This window comes from Stenomitos frigidus ULC18, from assembly GCF_003003795.1.
Classification (GTDB): Bacteria; Cyanobacteriota; Cyanobacteriia; order Leptolyngbyales; family Leptolyngbyaceae; genus Stenomitos; species Stenomitos frigidus_A.
The window spans coordinates 1-21,202 of record NZ_PVWK01000084.1; the positions used below are offsets into that span (position 1 = coordinate 1).

At 51.4% G+C, this 21,202-nt stretch carries 17 protein-coding genes; 9 read left to right on the forward strand and 8 right to left on the reverse strand.

Annotation, left to right across the window (positions count from 1 at the left end):
• Positions 1-417: 417 nt before the first annotated feature.
• Positions 418-804 (reverse strand): hypothetical protein, encoded by a 387-nt coding sequence (locus C7B82_RS15210; protein ID WP_106257143.1) that lies wholly within the window; start codon positions 802-804, stop codon positions 418-420.
• 700 nt (positions 805-1,504) lie between these two features.
• On the opposite strand from C7B82_RS15210, the gene C7B82_RS15215 reads away from it, so the two are divergent.
• On the forward strand, positions 1,505-3,358 hold the full coding sequence (locus C7B82_RS15215; protein ID WP_106257144.1) for a protein kinase domain-containing protein: 1,854 nt from the start codon (positions 1,505-1,507) through the stop codon (positions 3,356-3,358).
• A gap of 569 nt (positions 3,359-3,927) precedes the next feature.
• Here the strand turns inward: C7B82_RS15215 and C7B82_RS15220 are convergent.
• The gene (locus tag C7B82_RS15220; protein ID WP_106257145.1) at positions 3,928-4,479 is read right to left on the reverse strand and encodes a Dps family protein; all 552 of its coding nucleotides are present in this window, start codon (positions 4,477-4,479) and stop codon (positions 3,928-3,930) included.
• A gap of 625 nt (positions 4,480-5,104) precedes the next feature.
• On the opposite strand from C7B82_RS15220, the gene C7B82_RS15225 reads away from it, so the two are divergent.
• Together C7B82_RS15225 and wecB are read left to right on the forward strand one after the other, a co-directional pair.
• Positions 5,105-5,479: a hypothetical protein gene (locus tag C7B82_RS15225; RefSeq protein ID WP_106257146.1), complete on the forward strand. Its 375-nt coding sequence runs from the start codon at positions 5,105-5,107 to the stop codon at positions 5,477-5,479.
• 234 nt (positions 5,480-5,713) lie between these two features.
• Positions 5,714-6,829, forward strand: a complete 1,116-nt coding sequence (gene wecB, locus C7B82_RS15230) for a non-hydrolyzing UDP-N-acetylglucosamine 2-epimerase (protein ID WP_106257147.1) — start codon at positions 5,714-5,716, stop codon at positions 6,827-6,829.
• Positions 6,830-6,909: 80 nt separating this feature from the next.
• Here the strand turns inward: wecB and C7B82_RS15235 are convergent, their stop codons facing one another.
• The 3 genes from C7B82_RS15235 to C7B82_RS15245 all read right to left on the reverse strand — a co-directional run bounded on the left by C7B82_RS15235 (position 6,910) and on the right by C7B82_RS15245 (position 12,067).
• Entirely contained in the window at positions 6,910-7,188 is a 279-nt protein-coding gene (locus C7B82_RS15235) for a DUF7219 family protein (RefSeq protein ID WP_106257316.1), read from the reverse strand.
• 307 nt (positions 7,189-7,495) lie between these two features.
• On the reverse strand, positions 7,496-10,693 hold the full coding sequence (locus C7B82_RS15240; protein WP_106257148.1) for an efflux RND transporter permease subunit: 3,198 nt from the start codon (positions 10,691-10,693) through the stop codon (positions 7,496-7,498).
• Positions 10,694-10,810: 117 nt separating this feature from the next.
• Positions 10,811-12,067: an efflux RND transporter periplasmic adaptor subunit gene (locus tag C7B82_RS15245; RefSeq protein WP_219904448.1), complete on the reverse strand. Its 1,257-nt coding sequence runs from the start codon at positions 12,065-12,067 to the stop codon at positions 10,811-10,813.
• A 356-nt stretch (positions 12,068-12,423) separates the two neighbouring features.
• Between C7B82_RS15245 and C7B82_RS15250 the strand changes: the two genes are divergently transcribed.
• Positions 12,424-12,996 (forward strand): PadR family transcriptional regulator, encoded by a 573-nt coding sequence (locus tag C7B82_RS15250; RefSeq protein ID WP_106257149.1) that lies wholly within the window; start codon positions 12,424-12,426, stop codon positions 12,994-12,996.
• A gap of 40 nt (positions 12,997-13,036) precedes the next feature.
• Here C7B82_RS15250 and C7B82_RS15255 read toward each other — a convergent pair whose 3' ends face one another.
• Together C7B82_RS15255 and C7B82_RS15260 are read right to left on the reverse strand one after the other, a co-directional pair.
• The gene (locus tag C7B82_RS15255; RefSeq protein ID WP_106257150.1) at positions 13,037-14,500 is read right to left on the reverse strand and encodes a glycosyltransferase family 4 protein; all 1,464 of its coding nucleotides are present in this window, start codon (positions 14,498-14,500) and stop codon (positions 13,037-13,039) included.
• A gap of 47 nt (positions 14,501-14,547) precedes the next feature.
• Positions 14,548-15,630: a glycosyltransferase family 4 protein gene (locus tag C7B82_RS15260; protein WP_106257151.1), complete on the reverse strand. Its 1,083-nt coding sequence runs from the start codon at positions 15,628-15,630 to the stop codon at positions 14,548-14,550.
• A 565-nt stretch (positions 15,631-16,195) separates the two neighbouring features.
• Here C7B82_RS15260 and C7B82_RS15265 point away from each other — a divergent pair.
• A complete protein-coding gene (locus C7B82_RS15265) occupies positions 16,196-16,495 on the forward strand; it encodes a hypothetical protein (RefSeq protein ID WP_106257152.1) in 300 nt (99 codons plus the stop codon).
• A 115-nt stretch (positions 16,496-16,610) separates the two neighbouring features.
• Positions 16,611-17,570, forward strand: coding sequence for an NAD-dependent epimerase/dehydratase family protein (locus tag C7B82_RS15270; RefSeq protein WP_106257153.1), 960 nt, complete (start codon positions 16,611-16,613; stop codon positions 17,568-17,570).
• Here C7B82_RS15270 and C7B82_RS15275 read toward each other — a convergent pair.
• Entirely contained in the window at positions 17,565-17,909 is a 345-nt protein-coding gene (locus C7B82_RS15275; protein WP_106257318.1) for an SMR family transporter, read from the reverse strand. The genes C7B82_RS15270 and C7B82_RS15275 overlap by 6 nt on opposite strands.
• A 149-nt stretch (positions 17,910-18,058) precedes the next feature.
• Here C7B82_RS15275 and egtC point away from each other — a divergent pair, with 149 nt between their 5' ends.
• The 3 genes from egtC (at position 18,059) to C7B82_RS15290 (ending at position 21,162) form a co-directional block, all read left to right on the forward strand.
• Positions 18,059-18,847 carry an ergothioneine biosynthesis protein EgtC gene (gene egtC / locus C7B82_RS15280; RefSeq protein WP_106257154.1) on the forward strand — a complete coding sequence of 263 codons (789 nt, stop codon included), beginning with the start codon at positions 18,059-18,061 and terminating at the stop codon, positions 18,845-18,847.
• Positions 18,816-20,282 (forward strand): SUMF1/EgtB/PvdO family nonheme iron enzyme, encoded by a 1,467-nt coding sequence (locus C7B82_RS15285; protein ID WP_245939913.1) that lies wholly within the window; start codon positions 18,816-18,818, stop codon positions 20,280-20,282. The genes egtC and C7B82_RS15285 overlap by 32 nt, the downstream gene beginning before the upstream one ends.
• 112 nt (positions 20,283-20,394) lie before the next feature.
• Positions 20,395-21,162 carry a transposase gene (locus C7B82_RS15290; protein ID WP_106257155.1) on the forward strand — a complete coding sequence of 256 codons (768 nt, stop codon included), beginning with the start codon at positions 20,395-20,397 and terminating at the stop codon, positions 21,160-21,162.
• The last annotated feature ends 40 nt before the right edge of the window (positions 21,163-21,202 follow it).

Below are 21,202 nucleotides of genomic sequence, written 5' to 3' on the forward strand. Positions count from 1 at the left end.
ATTCTGGCTGCATAACGGCAAGCTCAACGTAGTGCAGCAATCGTTTTCTCCGCTTCACCAAAAGCTGGGAAGAGCCCGGCTAACTTGTCACAATCCTGTAAGGCGACAACCAATTTGGCATAAAAAGAGACTGACTACTCTCATTGAAAGGAAGGACTTAAACTCTAAAACACCTATGCAAGAGGACATACAACCCGACGACACTAATTTGTCTCGACGACGTTTAATGAGTCACTGTACAATACCTTACGGATGCCGAAACTAAGAGTATTAGGGTTCCTGCCAAGCATCTATCGGACGCTGAAAAGCTTATCGTGCTGATGGATGAAATGCTGGCTATGGGGTTTGTGTTTGCTCAGATCAAAGAGGTCTTAACACGAGTAATGAGGCGTTAGTCTTCCTTGTCTCTTTCAACCTTTACCCAAGCGACTCAGCCAAAGCAGCCTTGGTTCGAGCGACCGAAAGCCGAACGCGTTCTATTTGAGATTCATAGGCAGCCTTCTGTTGTGGTGACGAGTCACCTGGGTTAGCCCTCAAGATTTGCTCATAGAAGCGAAAAATTTGAAATGCATAGCTGGCGATCGCCACCTGCTCCTGAGACAGCGAGGTGATGCGAACGACCAGATCACTACAGGTGGCCGCATGCGGGAGTAGAAAAACATCGGCATACAGCGGCGGCACTCTATCCGATCGTGTTTTCAACTCATCCAACAGCTCTATGGCTTGCTCAGACAGCTCTCCATCAAAATCAGCTAGAGAATTCAGCAAGGCTAGTAGCAAGAACTTTGAACGTTTCGGCTTCATTCCAGCGAGCTAGGGGTAAGCGACTGCCTCAAAATTCTAGCAAGACCAGACCAATGAGGTTTGCTTTCATGGGTTGCCATCACTGGGAGAGCGATTATTTTAGCGACGGTAGCTACTGTTGCTAAGGAGCTTTCCAGAAAGTCCAGAAAATAAATTACCCATCATTTGTCCGTCTTCCGTAAAGGCGCAAAGCCTTATTTAGAGGCGCAAAGCCTTGTCGCCCCTACAGGGTGAGCACCGCTCTCAGAAATTGCCTAAGGACAAGATTTGCCAGCTGTGCTAATAGCAAATACACTAGAGTCTCGATCGCGTCCCGCTTTTTGATCAGCTAGTTAGCAGCCAACCTTGTCTACTGATGGGCAGGCTGGGCTGTCAAGCGAGACGCCGGAGTGAGGAGTGGAAGCTGGAAAGTAGAGACGGGGAGTTGTTGATTAGGGCTACGACAAGGCGAGCCAACAAACTGCTTCATTAAGAATGCATTTTTAATTGCTGCATTCTGTCAATTGCCTTCTAAATCGGTCTTTGCGCGATCGCACTAGCATCTGCAGTACCAATTTAGTCACAGGTTTGGAATGAAGTCCCTATGATTGAAATCGATAGAAACCTCTCTAGGAAATCCTGATATTGTGGTTGCGAGCGGAAAAATGAGAATGTTCGGCTGCCTCGATGCTTGATGAACCTAGAGTCGCTTAACTAAACAATGACTCATCAACTTCAACAGGACAGTCCCACCGCTGTGGTGGGCAAGCGTTACAAACTCATCAGTCAATTAGGCGTTGGCGGGTTTGGTCAGACGTTTCTGGCACAAGACCTCCATTTGCCAGATTGCCCTCGCTGCGTGGTTAAACGGCTGGTAGCTAAGACGAACGAGCCTAAAAACCTACAAACAGCCAGACGATTGTTCAATACGGAAGCGAGAGTGCTGTATCAGCTGGGCAACCACGACCAGATACCAGCGCTCTTCGCCCACTTTGAGGAAAACCAGGAATTCTATCTGGTGCAGGAGTTTGTCGAAGGCGAGCCCATGACTCGGCAAATTATCAAAGGGGAGCCGTGGCCGGAAGACCGGGTCATTGCCTTACTCAAAGATATTCTCGAAGTCTTGGTCTTTGTCCATGAGCAGAACGTGATTCACCGGGATGTCAAACCATCGAACCTGATGCGTCGCCGCCGCGATGGCAAGCTTGTGCTGATTGATTTTGGTGCCGTGAAGCGAGTGAGCGTCCAAGCAGCCGATCCGAATACGGATATGGCTGACTCAACAGTTTCCATTGGCACTCAAGGCTACATCCCAAACGAGCAGCTCGCAGGGAAACCCCGCTTTAGCAGCGACATCTATGCAGTCGGCTTAGCTGGTATTCAGGCGTTAACGGGTGTGTTGCCCCGTGAATTGGGTGAAGACGCTCAAACGAGTGAGCTTGACTGGCGTGTCCATAGCCCGGGCGTCAGCGATGAGCTAGCAGCCATCCTCGATCGCATGGTGTGCTATGACTTCCGCGATCGCTACCCAACGGCTGTAGAAGCGCTGGAATCGTTGCGAAGCATTGCACCCGACGCTACGGAGACTGAAACCCGAGCCTCGGTAACGGATGATGATTTAGCCTCAACCGTGCTGCTCGACACGGCTCAACAGCCCATCGTGACATTGAAGCAGTCTAGCGCCACCTATGACTTCGCACCGACCGACCCCAAAGATGAAACATTGACGCTATCTGGTCATACAGCGTCTGATTCCTCTCTGCAAAAAGCGGAGCCTGCGGAGGCCTTAAGCCAACGTCCAGTCAGCCAGCAGCTCTCTAAAGCGTTCCAGAAACCAGGCATACAGCGTTGGGCACTTGTGACGGGCGTTGCAGCAGCAGGACTGGCGCTCTTTAGTCTCAAAGGAAATCCGCTACTGCGGATCAATCAATCAGCGACACCACTGAGCGCGATCACCTATTCACCGTCGCCGCTATCGCCCCTTCCCCCCAAGCCATTGTCGCCAGAACAAGAGGCCGATCGGTTGGTGAATCAAGCGAATCGACAACGGCAGCAACGGCAGTATACGAAAGCCCTGGCTAGCTACGACAAGCTCATTAAACTCAAGCCGAAGCTTGCCCAGGCTCATTGGGGACGCTGTGAGACATTGATCGGACTCAAACGACCGGATCAAGCAATGGTTGCCTGCGATGATGCTCTCGTGCTCAACCCCAATTATGCTGAAGCGCTATGGAGCCAAGGTAAAGCCTTGAAACAGCAGGATCGATCGCTGGAAGCCCTTAAGTTTTTTGAGGAAGCAACCGCCCTTAAACCGGCCTTTGTCGATGCCTGGGTCGAGCGAGGCACAACCCTTCAGGAATTTGGGCGATCGTCAGAAGCGATCGACGCACTTGATACCGCGATCGCGCTTGACCGCAACTCTGCAGAAGCCTGGAGTACTAAAGGCTCGGCGCTCTGGAATTTGGGACGTTACGACCAGGCCGTTTCTGCTTTAGACAAAGCCTTACAGATTCAACCAACAGCGGCGGGAGCACGTGCGCTCCGCCAACAAGCGCGCAAACAGCTAGGTTATTAGTCGCTGTGCAAGGGCAGGGACTTCATAGGGACGACCGCTTCAAACACAACGCTTTGAAGCTCGATCAGCATGAGATAACGCTGTGCATCTTACGGACGCTTACATTCGCGAGATGCCCCTTCTTTGGCAGAGAGACTTCAGAACAACAAAATGTTCCTCCTTCCAATGCGAGAAGGAGGAACTTAGAGTCCTCAATTGAATGCCTTTGTGTAAGCGCTTGGGACTTATACCAAATCAATTAGTAAAGGCTACAGATCTTGCCCTCATCCCCAACCCTTCTCCCAAGGGGAGAAGAGAGCCGGATTCAAAGTCCCTCTCCTGTGGGAGAGGGATTTAGGGTGAGGGCGTATCTGTAGTGTTTATTGCAAGATTTGGTATTACTCAAGAAAGACCTCCTAATCCCTTCAAAAGGGAACCTCCAAAGTTTTCTGCCTTTGAGGGGATAAGGGAAGGCAAGGCTTCAGAAGCGTAAGTCCGATAGCAGTCGTCGATCCTCGAAAAGCAGTCTTCCGTTTAGCTGAGGCATGATGCCCCAATGGTCCGCTGACTGACGCAACCGTTTGGCGGGACTATTTAGATTTAGCAGCGCCAACCGGAAACTTCACATCGGCAGGCGGCTTCTGATTATCTGGCTGCACGGCCTTGCCTTCAATGAAGGAACGTAGCATCCATGCCATTTCTTCGTGCCCTTCCATCAAACCTGTCAGAAAATCAGCTGTCCCTTCGTCATGAAAATTTTCGGAGCACTGATCGATATGCTCACGGAGATTGCGGATGACTTGCTCATGATCGTCAACCAGATTTGACACCATTTCGTAAGAAGATGGAACGTTCCCGGTGTGCTCTTGCAGAGAACCATACTTCAAAAAGCCTTCAGCCGTGCCAAGCGGAAAATTGCCCAGTGCACGTACTCGCTCAGCGATCGCGTCGATCGACACGTTTAACACTTCGTACTGCTCTTCCCAAATTTGGTGCAGTGAGCGGAACTCAGGTCCAGTAACATCCCAGTGATATTTCTTGGTTTTGATGAGTAGCAAATTTGCGTCAGCCAAGTCTTTGTTTAACAGTTCAGAGACTCCACCACGTTGCTCATCCGTCAAGCCAATGTTTAACTTCCGCATTTTTCAACAGCTCCCGTTCAATTGCTTTTTACAGTTGACCAGATCCACTGCTGCCAGGGCATCAACCAGAAGGGAGATTATTGGCGCGCACGCGTTGATTCTTTAGAGGGGGGCAGTGGGGTAAAACGGTAAACAGGCTCTGAGAGCATCCCAAATCTGTAAGGTCGAAGCCTTCTGACAACAGTTTTCTGTAAGTTTCGAGCGCTGACTGACCGAATGCTTCGACCCTACCTGTACCCGCACAAAGAGCTTGCTTACCTCACCAACTTTATGAGAAAAGCAGTGAAGATTGCGAAGAAAAATTAAGCACGATCTAGCAAGAATTCGCAATCTTCTTTAAAGGAAAAACTTCACAGATATATCTGCCGCTTTAATGGCTCTAACACCTTCTTTTGCAAGCTTTTGGCACGTTTTTTATGTAACCCAGCGCTTAAATCGTTGACGACACAACCTCAAAGCGGCTGGAAGATGATGAACGATTACCAACAACTGTAAATTTATTCTACAGGGACTCATCTAATCCAGAGGTTCTCTCTATACTGTGAGAACTCTAGATCCTGAGTGTGGGGATCGCTAAGAAAGCATTTCGACAAAATAACCAATTTTTCTTTTAGGAGACACGGGCATGACGTTATCTCAAAGTCAAAGCTTTAAAAATGTCTACTACGTTTTAGCAGTCAAAAGCTTCTTGATTTGGGCTTTTGCCCTAACAGTTTGCCTTCTCATTATTGGTTTTCCGCTGATTATTTTGATGGTCACGATCGGCTCTCTACTAGCAGTGATCTTGCAATCAGTCTTGCCTGTTAGCGCTGTTTTAGTCGTAGCCAGTACTATTCTTGGCTTCAATCTTTTAGGTATCATGCTCGGTGCTGCCATCCTGACTTTAAAAGGAGTGCATCCACAAGACGTTAGCTGGCTACGCTGGCTGCACGGTGAGGCAGACCCCCATCACACATCCATTTATGCCGCTTGCCCGCTAACGTGTGACGTTAAAGGCTAAGCGATCTTAATCATTGTCATGATTAAGATCGCTTAGCCTCCACTGAGGCCTCATTTCGACTTTGCAACCCGGTTTTACCGGGTTTTTTATTGGCTTGGCGCTCTCTGGTTGTTAAAGGGACTGTGTTGTGACCCGCAATTTGACAAATAAGCAGCACCCAAGTTTGTAGAATGGGATGACTTTGCTACATGTTGCCTCACCAACTCTCTTGCCCACGCCACAAACTAAAGCCTAATGCAGAAAACGCCCATCCCAGTAAGCATTATTTTGGGAACACGCCCAGAGGCAATTAAGCTTGCTCCAGTCATTCAGGCCTTTAAGGCTTGCCCCATTTTCGACACCCAGGTTATTCTGACGGGACAGCATCGAGAGATGGTCGATCAGGTAATGGCCTTATTCGATTTGACGGCTGATCATGACCTGGCGATTATGCAGCCAAAGCAAAGTTTGAGTGACATTACCTGCTTGAGTTTGCGTGGTTTAGAAGCTCTCTTTCAAAAATTGCAGCCTCAGATGGTACTGGTACAGGGGGATACTACAACGGCGTTCGCGGCGGCACTGGCTGCGTTCTACCAAAAGATTCCGGTCGGGCATGTCGAAGCAGGCTTGCGAACGGATGACATTTACAATCCCTTTCCTGAGGAAGCGAATCGCCGCCTCGTTTCTCAGATTACACAGCTACACTTTGCGCCAACAGCAGTATCAGTAGACCATCTGGAGCGATCGGGTGTGTTGGGTACGATCCATCAAACGGGTAATACCGTCATTGATGCCCTTCTCGCCACAGCAGCGCGTCAACCCGCTTGCAACATCCCCAACCTGGCATGGGAGAAGTACCGTGTTTTGCTATCGACGGTGCATCGTCGTGAAAACTGGGGTGAGCCGCTGCAAGCTATTGCTCAAGGCTTTCTCAAGCTTCTCGATCGGTTCCCCGATACGGCGTTATTGTTGCCACTGCATCGCAACCCTACAGTGCGTAAACCGTTGCAGGCTCTGTTGGGCGACCATCCTAGAGTGTTTTTGACCGAACCGTTGGACTATGCAGAACTGGTCGGTGCCATTCAACGTTGCTACTTGCTGCTTACCGATTCGGGTGGGCTACAGGAAGAAGCACCCAGCTTAGGCAAACCCGTTTTGGTATTGCGAGAAACGACTGAACGCCCAGAAGCTGTGACCGCAGGCACTGCCCAACTGGTAGGAACAGATTCTGACCAGATTGCATCAGTAGCAGGACAGCTTTTGAGCGATCGCGATGCCTATGAGGCAATGGCAATGGCCGTCAATCCCTTTGGTGATGGGCATGCCGCTGCTCGCATCCTGCAAATTGTTAAGGACTACTTCCAGGTCTAGCCATTAGCTACCAGCGGTCAGCCATCAGCTTTAAATTCAAGGCGGACGGGTTCCAACAGGAACTTGTTTTTTAACAATCCTTAGTCTTCTGGCAAGTCTGGTCGTGGTCGTTCAGTCTGCTCCAGCAGCGCCTGCTTGGATTCTTTGAGCTGTTTCCATAGCTTTTTGATCTCTTTGTAGGCGTCACCTGGAGGCACTTTGCCGCCTGTTTCCAGACCACAGATGATGGAGACCCGTTGGGCAAATTCCTGCAGGTTGGCGTTGAATGCCAAATGTTCTGGTGTAAACTCACCCCGGTAGTTTGCGGTCGGGTAGAAAAAATTTTCTTTTTCTTTACTGCTGTCTGTGCTTTCTGCCACGGTAATAACCCAATAAAAATAGATGACAGCGATCGACTGATCTGGCAACGACTCCGTTCTGATAGTAATGCGCTCGTGGCTGCTTGACCAGCGTTAGCACAGGGTCTAGTCAGTAAAAAAGCTACAAGAAGCATCACGGCAGATGGAACACAGCCTCTTGTCGCTTGAAGCAACAATGCTCAAACCAATCTTTTGCTATGTTATCCTCTCAAATCTTTTTCCTTTCTGAATGAACCAATAGAGTGATTTTCTAGCCTGGTCATGAGACTTCGTTGGGGACAGAACGCCCATCCGGTTTCCATGTCGCTTAGCTGCGATCTGATGTGGACGAACTCACTTCCGATCGCGGTTGCATCTGGGTTTCTCCATGCTTGCCATTGGGAGTGTTGTCGCCACCGCCCTGACGCGACTTAAACCGTTGTTCTAGCGACACGATGATGATGTACAAGATGGGTACGACAAAGAGGCTGAGAATGGTCGAGACCAGCATCCCACCTGCAACGGCTGTCCCCAACGAGCGCCGACTGGCGGCACCCGCGCCAGAGGCAAACACCAGCGGTAGCAAGCCCAGAATGAAGGCAAAAGAGGTCATCAGAATCGGTCGCAGGCGTTCTTGCGATGATTCGATCGCGGCTTTTGTGATCGACAACCCTTGTTCCCGTAGTTGGTTGGCAAACTCCACAATCAAAATCGCGTTCTTACTGGCTAGCCCGATCAGCATCACTAAACCAATCTGAGAATAGACATCGTTGGAGAGTCCCCGTAGCGTCAATGCCAACATCGCGCCCAGAATCGCTAAGGGCACCGCCAGCAGAATGATCAACGGGTCAATAAAGCTTTCGTATTGGGCTGCTAACACCAGAAAGACGAAGACAATGCCCAAGCCAAAGATGAGCGGCGCCTGACCACCTGAGGCTAATTCCTCTGCAGAGGTACCCGACCATTCGTAGCCCTGCGTTGGTGCTAGAGTCTTGGCAGCGATGTCTTGCATCGTTTTTAGCGCCTGCCCAGAGCTAAAGCCAGGAGCAGGGCCACCCGTAATTTCAATGGAGCGAAACAGATTGTAATGATTGATGGTCTGTGCGCCCACTTTGGGGGTGAGGGTCACCAGGTTACTGAGTGGAATCATTTGCCCTGAGGTCGATCGCACCTGCAGCTGCCCCACATTGCCCGGATTGGCGCGAAACTGCTTATCGGCCTGAATATAAACCCGGTAGGTACGGCGATCGAGATCAAAATCGTTGACATATTGCGATCCCAGGAGCGTTTGCAACGTGTTGAATACTTGATCTACAGGCACACCGAGCGCTTCTGCCTTGTTGCGATCGACCTCCACTTGCAGTTGGGGTGTGCTGGCAGAATACGTACTGTAAACAGCCAGCAAGCTGGGCGTTTGAGCCGCTTCTCTCACCAGTTGCCCCATCGTGCCCACCAGTTGATCTAACTCGCCACCCGTCTGCCGATCTTGCAGCTCAAACTGGAAGCCGCCCACCGTCCCCAAACCCTGAATCGCCGGCGGGTTAACCGGAATAATGCGGGCTTCCGTGATATTGCCGATCGCGCCACGTAGTTGACCCAGAATCGCTTTAGCAGACTGTCCTTCTTTCTTCCGCTCTTCCCAGGGTTTGAGTGCCGTAAAAATAATCCCCTGATTGGCGGTATTGCCGCTGAAACTGAAGCCACCCACGGAAAACGTGCCCACCACATCAGGGATTTTGAGGATCTCTTGCTCAACCCGGTTCATCACGTCGCCAGTGTAGTTCAGCGAGACGCCATCAGGCCCCTGGATCAGCGTGATGAAGTAACCTTGATCTTCCTCTGGCAAAAAGGCAGTCGGTACGCGCGCATACAACATGCCAGTACCGACCAACAGGAGCGCAAACACGCCCAGAACGATAAAACGGGCTCTCACCAACTTTTGGAGCGATCGCGCGTAGCCACCGCGCGTCCGGTCAATCGCCCAGTTAAAGCGATCGAATAGCCAGTTCCGCTTGGGTTCCGTCTGCCGCAGCAGTATTGCTGCTAGAGCCGGGCTCAAGGTCAAAGCATTAAATGTCGAGAGCACGATCGAGAAGGCGATCGTTAGCGCAAACTGCTTGTAAAGTTGCCCCGTTGTACCCGGAAAAAAGGAAACCGGCACGAACACTGCCACAAGGACTAAGGAGGTCGCAATCACGGCACCAAACAATTCCTTCATGCCTTGAGAGGTCGCCTCACGCGGCTTCATGCCCCTTTCCTGAATCAGGCGAGCGATGTTTTCCACGACGATGATCGCGTCGTCCACCACCAGACCCGTTGCCAGCGTCAGACCAAACAGCGACAGGGAGTTAATCGAAAAATTAAAGACCTTAATGAAGGCGAAGGTTCCAATGAGCGAAACCGGGATGGTAATGGTTGGAATCAGCGTGGTGCGCCAATCTTGCAGGAAGAAGAAAATCACAATGATGACCAGGACGATCGCCTCAAACAGCGTCTTGACCACTTCTTTGAGCGAGGCATCCACGTAGAGCGTCGTATCCAGTGCAACCTGGTAATTTAAGCCCGGTGGGAAGGACCCCTTCAGTTTCGCGAGTTCGGCTTTGACTTCCTCCGCGACAGTCAGGGCATTACTGCCAGGCAGCTGATAGATCCCGATCCCGACTGCATCATTACCGCGATAGCGCAGAAACGAGCCGTAGTTTTGTGCGCCCAGTTCAACTCTCCCTACATCCTTCAGTCGAACGAGATTGCCGCCCGTCCCTGCCTTCACCACCAAATTTTCAAACTGAGGCACGCTCGTCAGACGACTGACCGCTTGCAGATCAATCTGATACCGCTGATCGGCATTAGAGGGCTGTTGCCCGATCGTGCCTGCCCCCACCTGAATATTCTGACTTTGCAGCGCTGTCACCACATCCTGAGCAGTCAGCCCTCGACTGGCTAGCTTATTGGGGTCAACCCACAGTCGCATCGAGTATTTGCGTTCACCAAAGATGGTGACATCGCCCACCCCTTTCAAGCGCTTTAACGCATCAACAATGTAGAGATCAGCGTAGTTGCTCATGAAGGTGTTGTCGTACTCACCGTTCTGAGCGTAGAAGCCGATCGCCAGCAGAATATTGCTCGATCGCTTCGTCACTCTCACCCCAGTATTTCTGACTGCCTCAGGCAGTTGGGGTTCTGCTACCGCAATACGGTTCTGCACATCCACCGCAGCAATATCTTTATTTCGTGCCGCATCAAAGGTGATGGTAATGGTGCTGGTACCATCATTACTGCTGCTGGAGGTGATATATTTCGCGCCTTCAACCCCGTTGATTTGTCGCTCCAGAATCGTAGTGACTGCGTTTTCAACCGTTTCAGCCGTTGCCCCAGGATAGTTTGAAGTGACGTTAATTTGCGTGGGGCTGATGTCAGGATACTGAGCGATCGGCAAAAGCGGAATACAAATCGCACCCACCAAAATAATCAACAGTGAGCAAACAATGGCAAAAATCGGTCGTCGGATAAAGAAATCGGCGAACATAACGTTACCGGGAAAGGTGGATTGAGGCAGCGGCAGACTGATGATGACGATCGCCGCAGTATAAGAGTCTCACCCCTCTAGAGAGCATCCGTCAGAAGGCATAGAAGTACCCTCGCTCTAGGCTTCGGGGGCAATTTCGGCGTTGTCTCTCAAGCTAAGCAACCCAGACGTCACAATCTTTTCTCCTGGCTTCAAACCATCCAACACCTGATAGTTATTGCCCTCAATATTGCCCAGCTTGACAAGTCGCTGTTTCGCAACCAGCTTGTCGGGTTGTTCGCCAGGTTGCGCCACAAAGACGAACGTCTGACCCGCAATCCGAGAAATCGCGGCGGTGGGAATGAGCAGACCAGGACGCTTGCTCCAGATCACCCGCGCGCGTACAAACTGTGAGGCACGTAGCTTGTTCTGAGTGTTGTTGTAGAGCGACTTAATCAATACAGACTGGTTGGTGCTGTCCACTGCTGAGGCAATAAAAAAGACCTTGCTGGTGCCAACCACTTTGCCCTGTGCATCCAACAACTCGACAGAGGTGCCGGGTTTTACGTCGGGAGCACGATCGACTGAAATCGCGAGATTCACTTCCAGCGGATTGTTTTGAGTAATCGTCACCAGTTGCGTTGAGGTATCTACAAAATCCCCCACCTTCACTGGAATATCTCCCACTGACCCTTCAAAAGGCGCGGTGATGTTGTAGTACTGAAGCTCAACCGCTTGTTCTTGAGTACTTGCCTGGTTTTGCTGCACAACGCGATCGTTGCTAGCAATAACCGCCTTCTGCGCCTGAATTTGTGCCCTTGTCACACCCACTTGTGCTTTCGATGCCGCCAGATTGTTAGCAAATTGGTCGAGCGTATCGCGGCTGGTTGCACCTTGCGCCGCCAACTCCCTATAGCGCTTGTACTGCGTTTGTTTAAGTTTTAAATCAGCCTGCTTTTGCAACAGATCCGCTTCATAGCTTTTCAAGGTGGCTCTGGCATTGGCGCTATTAGCGATCGCCACCTCTACCGTGGCACTAGCGCTGCCCACTGTCGCCTGTTGCTTTCTGGGGTCGATGAGCAAAATCGGCGTTCCAGCGGCTACCGCCTCACCCGGCTTGACCGAAATTTGCGTGACTTGCCCTTCGACACGGGGCTTGAGGCTGACCGATCGACGTGAGACCAGATTGGCCACATATTCAGCGCTATCGTTCACCGTTGCCGATTCCAGCGTCGTTACTTTGACTTTTACTGGCGGCGGCTTTTTCGCGCTTGCTGCCTGTTCACCCTGACTACAAGACCCCAACAAACTCAGCGCCAACGCTGATAGAACGAGTTGCTTTACGAGTAACGTTCCTTTCATTGCCATGTTATGCCCAATTAAAACTGCATCCAACGTCTAGGACTCCAGCCCAGATCACAACGAGCAGCCCGGTCTAGTGGCCTCGTTGGCGTCCTAGTCTTGTCAAAAACAAAGCTCTGGGCAATTTCACAATGTCGTTCAACGACATAGCATTATTCATAACTGACTCTCAGCTTGCTCAACACTAGAAACTCTGTCGCTACATAGCCTCCAACGATGGCAATGTTCAAGGTAGTGGGGGCTTAGTGATCACACATCAGGCATCAGGCATACTTCAAGTAGAAGGCCTTGCTCTAAAAGGAGAGAATATACTTAGAGCACGAAGTATATGATGAATATATAGAAAATTCAAAGAAAATACAACGGTTCAGTATATCGGACTGATATAAATGCTTGAATTAGCGGCGTTAGGGTTACTGCAACACGAAAATCTACACGGCTACCGGCTAAAGCAGCAGCTTGAGCTCTTTATGAGCAGTTGTGTCAGCGTTAACTACGGTACGATTTACCCCTTGCTGAAGCGCTTGGAAGAGCGTGGGGCGATCGCTGTGCTCACCGATGCGGAGGGAGAAGGCGGTTCACAGCGCAAAATGTACAGCATCACGCCAGAAGGAAAACTACTTTGGCGACAGAAAATGTTGGAGTATCCTCACGAAAGCTGGGTCAACTCTCGCTCTCGCTTTTTGATCAAATTTCTCTTTTTCAGTTATTTAGAGCCAGCAGAACGCATCAAACTGCTTCAGTACCGCCTGATGGTTTGCCAACTCAGGTTAGAAAATCGGGAAATGCGGCAGCCACTTTCGTCTGACCCCCATAACACCAAGTTGTGGGCCTACTGCGGCACAGAGTTGCAACGCGAAATTGAGTGGCTCCAAGAACAACTGTTGCACGAACAAACAGCGCAGCCTTCGAAAGATACGCTGTTACTGATGGCTTCAAGCAGTGATCTTTCCTCGTCGTAGGGGCGCACAGCCTGCGCCCCTACCTCTCCTACCTCTAGACTTAAGAGACTTTCGTCAACGTTGAAGCAGGGGCGACGTCCTTATGGAGCGGAGACAGGTCTTGCTTCTCAGACAACGGCGCAACCGACGTGTCAAAAAACAACGTGTTGGAAATTGACTGTGCTAGCAGACGACGGTACAGATCGCTCAGATGGACAGCAACACCAGACCAGCTAAAGTTCTGCTGGACTCGAATGGGTGCCTGCCGCCTTAATTTTCTTGCCCACAGTTCATCCGTCAAGACGCGCTCGATCGCCTGAGCGAGTGCGCTCGGATCTTGCGGTGGCACCAGTAGCCCCGTTTCATCCGGTACAACTGTGAACGATAAACCGCCCACATCAGACGCAACCACAGGAGTGCCACACGCCATGGCCTCGATCGCGACCAGCCCAAAGGGTTCATAGTGGCTGGGGATCGCGCAAACATCGGCGGCAGTGTAATAAAGCGGCAGCGACGCATGCCCAATTTGCCCTGCAAAAACGGTCTGTTCTGCCAGTCCGGCTGCATGGATCAGTCGCTCAATGCGAGCCCGTTCCAGCCCATCAGTGCTGTCTGGGTGGCTGCCGCCCACAATCACTAGCCGCAGTTTGGCCGGGTCAAAGGCAGCTTTTCCGTTCGACTCCCTTCGCCCTGTCTCTACTTTCAACTGGGCAAAAGCGCGCACCAGCGTTTCAATGCCTTTGCGGGGATCAAACCGTCCAACGTACAGAACGATCGCATCGTTGACATCGAAACCGAGCGCCGCTCTAGCTTCTGCTTTAGGGATAGTGTGGAAGTTACTGATATCGGTACCACAAGGAATCACTTCAATGTGTCCCTCCTTAGAGACCAGCGTACGAAGCGTTTCCTGTTCTTGAGGACTGGTTGCCACAATACAGTCTGCCTGCTCAAGAATTTGGCGCTCAATCGCTAAGCGTGTAGCGGCGATCACAGGGCGATGCGGTACAGCCTGATATTTAACAGCACCCAAGGAATGATAGGTGTGGATCAGTTGAATGTTGCTTTGTTGCTTTAGCTGTAAGCCGACCCAGGCAGACATCCAGTAATTGGTATGTACCAATGGATAGTTAGAGCCTTCTTTGCTTTGGAACGCCTGGAATGCCGCAACAAACTCTTGCATGTAGGGAAACAGCTCATCGCGAGGGATAAACTGCTCCGGCCCTGCGACCAACCGAATCGTGCGACAGTGGGGCGCATGCTGCACGATCGCGGCATCGTCTGGTTTTGTCTTGCGGGTAAACATGTCTACCTGCCAGCCCAGCTTTGCCAACGCTTCGCCCACCTGACGCACATAAACGTTTTGCCCACCGGCCGCGTCTTTACCAATCTCTGCCGCTGGATCGCCGTGTTCTGAAATCAGCGCGATCGCTTGCCGTGTGGGCACCGTCTTCCGGGAAGACACATAAGGTTGGTTGAACGGTGCGACAACAGTTGAAACAGAATTTGCGTTGTTGGAATTGACCATCTCTTCACCTCACAAAAAAGGTGGAGGCTTGCACCTCCACCCAATGACTAACGACTCTGACCAGCACTCACAAAACTGTGAGACTTTCCGTTTCGCGCGAAACGGGCATCAATTAGCTTTTGATAGACCGCTTCATAACCATCGACCATCCGCTGTACGCTGAAATGGCTCACCACATGTTCGCGGCAGAGGCGACGGTCGATCGTGGCCACATGGTCAAGCGCTGCAACACATTCATCAACGCTGTGACACAAGAAGCCGGTTTTGCCATGCGCAATCACTTCCGCTGTTGAACCCATTTCCATCGCGATGACGGGCGTACCAGAGGCCATCGACTCCACCATGACCAGGCCAAACGGTTCACGCCAGGTGATGGGAAACAGGGTCGCTACGGCATTGCCCATGAGCGCATTCTTTTGCTGATGGTTCGCCTCTCCCAGATACTGAATTTGCGTCCCGTCGACATGGGGTTTCACTGCCGTTTCGTAGTACTCCACATCCACCGGGTCAATCTTGCCTGCAATCTTCAGGTGCCAACCCGTGCGTTTCGCAATCTCGATCGCCAGATGAGTTCCCTTTTCGGGCGAGAGTCGCCCTAAAAACGCTAAATAGGGTGGGTCACTGGGCTGAGGATAAAAGGTGTAGCTATCGGTATCAATCCCGTTGTAGACCGTGGCAACGCAGTTAAGACCCAATCTCGGCTCACGCTGAGCTTGAGAAATGCTCACGAATGGCTGCTGTTTGGCATGCAGGAACATGCGCTCGTTATCAGGGGTGAAAATGCCATGCAAGGTATGCACAGTAGGAGTTTTCACTAATTTGGCATACGCTAATGCCGAACAGCCCATGTGGGAATGGATGACATCAAATTCATCAGCGCGATCGTAAACCGTACTGAGCTGCAGCATTTCATAGATGCCGTACTCTTTGACGCTGTCATCCAGCCGTAAAGCACGAGGATGAACGGCTTCCAACTCTGCTAGCGTGATGGAATCACCAGAAGCAAATAGAGTCACCTCATGACCGCGTCGGACTAATCCATCCGTTAAGAGGGAGGCCACTAACTCGGTGCCACCGTAGGTAGGGGGCGGGACGCGCTCCCAAAGAGGAGCAATTTGAGCAATCCGCATTTTTTATTACCTCCTGAAAAGTGAGACTAAAATGAGCGCTAATTTGCCTTCGAACACACGTTTAGTCAGTTCAATCAACGGCTTTATAAGGCAAGCGCAAAATCCAGGTTAAAAAGTTCAACAGATAATAAAGCTTAGCCAAGAATCTAATAGAAACTTTACGTTTTGTCTAGAGAGGTTTCACCGCTAGACATGGTAGAGATTACCGAACCTGTCCTACCAATCGAGCGCTATTTGACTTCACATCTGCTAAGCAGAATTTTATCTGCCCCATCGATAAAAGCCATCCCCCTTCAGGAATGGTATGCAAGGCGGAGGGGCATAGGGGGTAGGGGTAGAGGACGCCGGAGACGCAAGGGGAAGAGTATTTGTTTTCGGATAAAAACCTTGTTTTAGCTTTGGCAGCTAAGATGAGTCTACGCAGTAATCAGTGACCCTCTGTTGGCGACAGGCTAATCCTTTGATGTGCGGCTCCGCAAGGTTCTGCCGATACATTGAGGCATTGAGTGCACACCGTTAAATGCATAGGTTGCTTCCATAGCAACGTTACTAAGGTCGATCGCCGATGACAAAACTTTCAGAAAAATTACTCGAAGCCGTTCGCTGGCAGTCCCTCACGCTAGACTTCAGCCCTAAGTACGGAGAGTGTTACGCAACACACAAAGGCTCACTGCAGGTTGATGCCTTTGAGATTAAATGTTACAAGTCCTCTGATGGTGGGGCGGCACTAGATGTTGAAGATATAGAACGCTTTTTTCGAGGCTGCCCTAATTGCACGAATCCAAGCGAATGTCGCCACTGCAACCAAAGCTGCGATGAGACTAATCGGCAATATACTGCAGTCAAGCTGGAAGCAGAACCCTAACTAACGCCTTTTAAGGGTTGCTAAAAGTGCGCCTTGCTGACTGTCACAAGCGACTAGGTGAAGTGCAAGGCGGCTGCTTTAGTAGAGTTTCACAGCGTGAATTAATTGAGACGGCATGACTATTAATCTGGTTACAGGTGTAGCGGGTTTTATTGGGTCTAATTTGACAGACGCCTTGCTGAGTCGGGGCGATCGCGTCATTGGGATTGATCACTTTAACGATTATTACGACCCAACCCTCAAGCGCAAAAACGTTGCTCATTTAATGAACCATCCCGCCTTTCAACTGGTGGAAGCAGACATACAGCAGGTAGACTGGTCTGCGCTGTTGTCGACTGTCGATGTGGTTTATCACCAGGCGGCACAGGCTGGAGTTCGTGCCAGTTGGGGAAGTGGGTTTCGTATCTACACCGAACGGAATATTAACGCGACCCAAACACTGTTAGAAGCGGCAAAAGACGCAAAACAACTCAAGCGGTTGGTCTTTGCCTCGTCTTCGTCGGTCTATGGCGATGCGGAAACGTTGCCGACCCACGAATCGATCTGTCCCCAACCCGTTTCGCCCTACGGCATTACCAAACTGGCAGCGGAACGCTTATGTCTTCTTTACCATCGCAATTTTGGCGTACCGATTACCGCTTTGCGCTACTTTACGGTGTATGGCCCCCGGCAGCGACCGGATATGGCCTTTCACAAGTTTTTTAAAGCGGTTGTAGAGAAGCAAGCGATCGCCGTCTATGGTGATGGGCAGCAAACCCGAGATTTTACGTTTGTAAGCGACGCGGTCGCGGCCAACCTGGCAGCCGCAGCTGTTCCAGACGCGATCGGCGAAGTGTTCAACATTGGCGGCGGCAGTCGCGTCGTGCTGACTGAAATACTTGATACGATCGAGTCGATTGTCGGTCAACCGCTCCGTCGTGAAACGATGCAGCCAGCTGCTGGCGACGCTCGTCATACCGCTGCCGATGTCTCGAAAGCGCGCCGGATCCTGGGTTATCAGCCACAAGTGACGCTTGCAGAAGGGTTGGCTCAAGAATGGGCATGGCTGAAGACTTTGTATGCCAACGCCTTATGAGGAAGAGGCTTTGGCAAGCGCGATCGCCGAAAGGCCGCTCAACATTAGCCCAAGGCCAATCCAATGCAGGGTGAAAATCTTTTCTCTCAGTATCACCGCGCCGCAAATTGTGGTGGCAATCATCGTCAACCCAATCACAAACGGGTAGGCGATCGATAAATTGACTTTGCCCAGCACCAAAACATAAAAAATTGTGCTTAGGGCATAGGCAGTGATACCCCCTAACAAGTAGAGATTCAGCGGATTCTGTCCTGACCCAAGCTTGAGCAATGTCTGCCCAAGTGTGTTGAGTCCAACCGATGTCAAGATAAGCAAGGCAAAAACAAGTTGAGCGAACATCAACCACCTAGTGAAGACAGAACCATGATGCAAACGATGACCTGCATCGGAATAGAGCAAAAGCAACGGTGCTAACACAACGTTAGTGCGACGGTGCCTCATTCCTCGTTACAATCCTTACACATCCTGGTCAGAAGGTGCTTACCTAAATGTGTCGCTTAATGGGTTATCTTGGCTTACCAGTGCAGGTCGATCGTCTGTTAACGAAGCCTGAACATTCGCTGGTTGTGCAGAGCTATCAGCCGCGTGAAATGACCGCTGGGTTGCTCAATGCGGATGGGTTTGGCATCGGTTGGTATCATCCACAGCAAACTGTTGAACCCTTCACCTACAAAAATACGCTGCCGATTTGGAGCGACGTGAACCTGGCTAGCCTCAGTCGCTATATTGAGTCGGGCTGTGTCCTCGCGAATGTCCGCAGCGCGACGCCTGGTCAGCCGATCGATCTCAGCAATTGTCAGCCGTTTCAGCGTGGTCTCATTTTAGGCGTCCATAATGGCTACATCGAAAACTTCCGGCAAACGCTCTATCGACCCATCCGTGAGCGCCTAAGCGATGCGGCCTATCAGTCGATCGGTGGTGGTACCGACTCGGAGCACATCTTCGCGTTGCTGACCGATACGCTGGATGCGAATCCGACGCTCTCGTTAGCCGATGCCCTACACAAAACGCTCACAACGTTATCTCACCTGGGGCAGCAGTATCAAACCGGATTTTCTGCCAATTTAGTGATTAGTGATGGGCAGCAATTAGTGGCCTCACGTTGCGCAAATCGTTCCACCACACCATCGCTTTACTGGTTACGCGACGATCCACTGTTTCCGCAAGCCGTGCTGATTGCTTCTGAGCCGTTATTTGCAGGCAACTGGATTGCTTGCCCTGAACACAGCCTCCTCACTGTAAGCCATGACCTCGATATCCAAAGCCATCCCATCTGATGTTTTGTCCAACGCCGATCGCACCAACCCCGATCGCGCTGATGGGCGATCGCATCTCCCTGCTTCATCAGATTCACTACAAGACCAACGTCAGCAGATTAAGCAGCGCATGGAAGCCTGCCGCTGCGTCACCCTAGCACTCTTCCAAACCGTTGACTACGACACCTTCTGCCAGCACGCCCACCCAGACTTCAGCCCGATCGGCTGGCATCTCGGCCACATCGCCTACACCGAAGCACTCTGGCTTTTAGAGCACACTGCCGGACTTCCGCCTCAGTTCCCAGAGTATCGGCGTTTGTTTGCCGCCGATACTCTCCCAAAAGCCGAACGCGTCTACCTACCTGACCTTGCTGAAGTGCAAACGTATCTGCAAACCGTTCGGACTGCTGTTTTCGCCTCTCTAGAAACGGCACCACTAGATGAGCAAGAACGCCTCTGGCGCTGGTTAGTGCAACACGAAAGCCAGCATGGAGAGACGATCGCACTGGTGTTGGAGTTGATTAAGAAGGAGCGGTCAGGAGTCAGCGGTCAGGAGTCAGCGGTCAGCGGTCAGCCGAATACCTTTAGTAATCAACTCAAAACTCAAAATTCAAAATTACTCCTATCCTTCGAGAAGCAAAAGCTACGGAGTCGCTACGCGAACAAAACTCTCCCCCACACCCCACACCCCACACCCCACACCCCACACCCCACCCTCATGCTCTGCATTCCCGCAGGTTCCTTTGAGTGTGGCAACAGCTCCATTGATGCGCTAGACAACGAACGTCCGGTGCATCGGGTGTATGTGGAGACGTACTGGCTCGATCGCACTCCCGTGACGTGTGAGCAGTACCAACAATTCATGGCAGCAGGCGGCTATCAAAACTCGCGCTGGTGGTCGGCAGAAGGCTGGGAGTGGCTGCAGTTGGCTCAGGTGACGCAACCGCTGTATTGGTCTGATTCGAGCGATCGCGCCCATCACCCCGTTTGCGGAGTCAATTGGTACGAAGCGGATGCCTATGCGCGGTTTGTGGGTAAGCGCCTGCCAACCGAAGTGGAGTGGGAAAAAGGCGCAAGTTGGAACTCGATCGCCCTGCAACGCCAAACCTATCCCTGGGGCGACGTGGCTCCAAACGAGGACGACTGTAATTGCAATCATGCGATCGGTCACACCACTCCTGTAGATGCGTATCCCACAGGTATCAGTCCGTTTGGCTGCTACGACATGTTGGGCAATGTGTGGGAATGGACGGCGACCTGGTTCGATCGCTACGCCGGTTTTGAAGCATACCCCTATCGCGGCTACTCGGAAGCCTATTTTGACGGACAGCATCGCGTGCTGAAAGGTGGCAGTTGGGCAACACAGCCATCATCCATGCGCTGTGCCTTTCGTAACTGGTATCATCCCCACGTCCGCGAAATCCTTGCTGGCTTTCGCTGTGCCGCATCAGGGTAGGTCTAGGTGCCAGGTAACGAAACGCTAGAAAGGCGCTATCCCCGAAACAACAGGGTTGAAACCCCAACTGCCAGACGCGCACGATGAGAGAAAGCCGCGTGGAGTCTAGAGGGTGCCTCGTCAACTGCGTCAACTGAAAGCCGGATACTGCTACCACGTTACCGTTCGCTGCAATAATCGCGAGTTTCGCCTGATGCGTGATGAATGCCGTGAGGTGTTGCTGTATGCGATCCAGGCGTGTCAGGCAAACTATGGCTTTAAGCTCTATGCGCTCTGCATCATGAGCAACCATGTACATTACCTGCTGGAGCCAAAGCAACCGGAAGACCTACCCCGTATCATGCACTGGCTCAACTGGTACACAGCAATGTGCTTTAACCGGATGCTGAATCGAACCGGACACTTTTGGGAGAAGCGTTATCACAGCACGGCGTTTCCAGTGCATGATCAACGTCGAGCCTTAAACACCTTGCGCTACATTCACGCAAACCCTAAAGCGGCAAATATGCAGCAAGGGTTTTTCTATGACTACAGCAACTACGGCACCTATGAGCGGTTGACTGATGATGGCATCACGCAATGGCATCCGGCGTTTCTGGCGTTGGGGGTTTCGCTTGAGCTTTGTGCAGCGGCGTATCGCAAATTTTGCCAAAAATATAAGCCCAAGCCCAAGCCTGAAAAACGGAACCATTGGGGGAGTAAACTGCTGGCGCAGATGAAGGCACGCAGTCGGCTGAAGCAAAAACCGAGTCCGGGGCAGCAATCTCTGTGGGATGACTGGAATGCCCCGACGGAAGCAATCCGCAAGGTGGCGGAGAAGTTTGTGTTGGCAAACTGCTATGACCCAAAGATTGCCAGCCTTAAGTTTGAGCCGCCGTGAGCTTAAGAAACCGGGTTTCTGTCACTCGATGGGGAGGGGA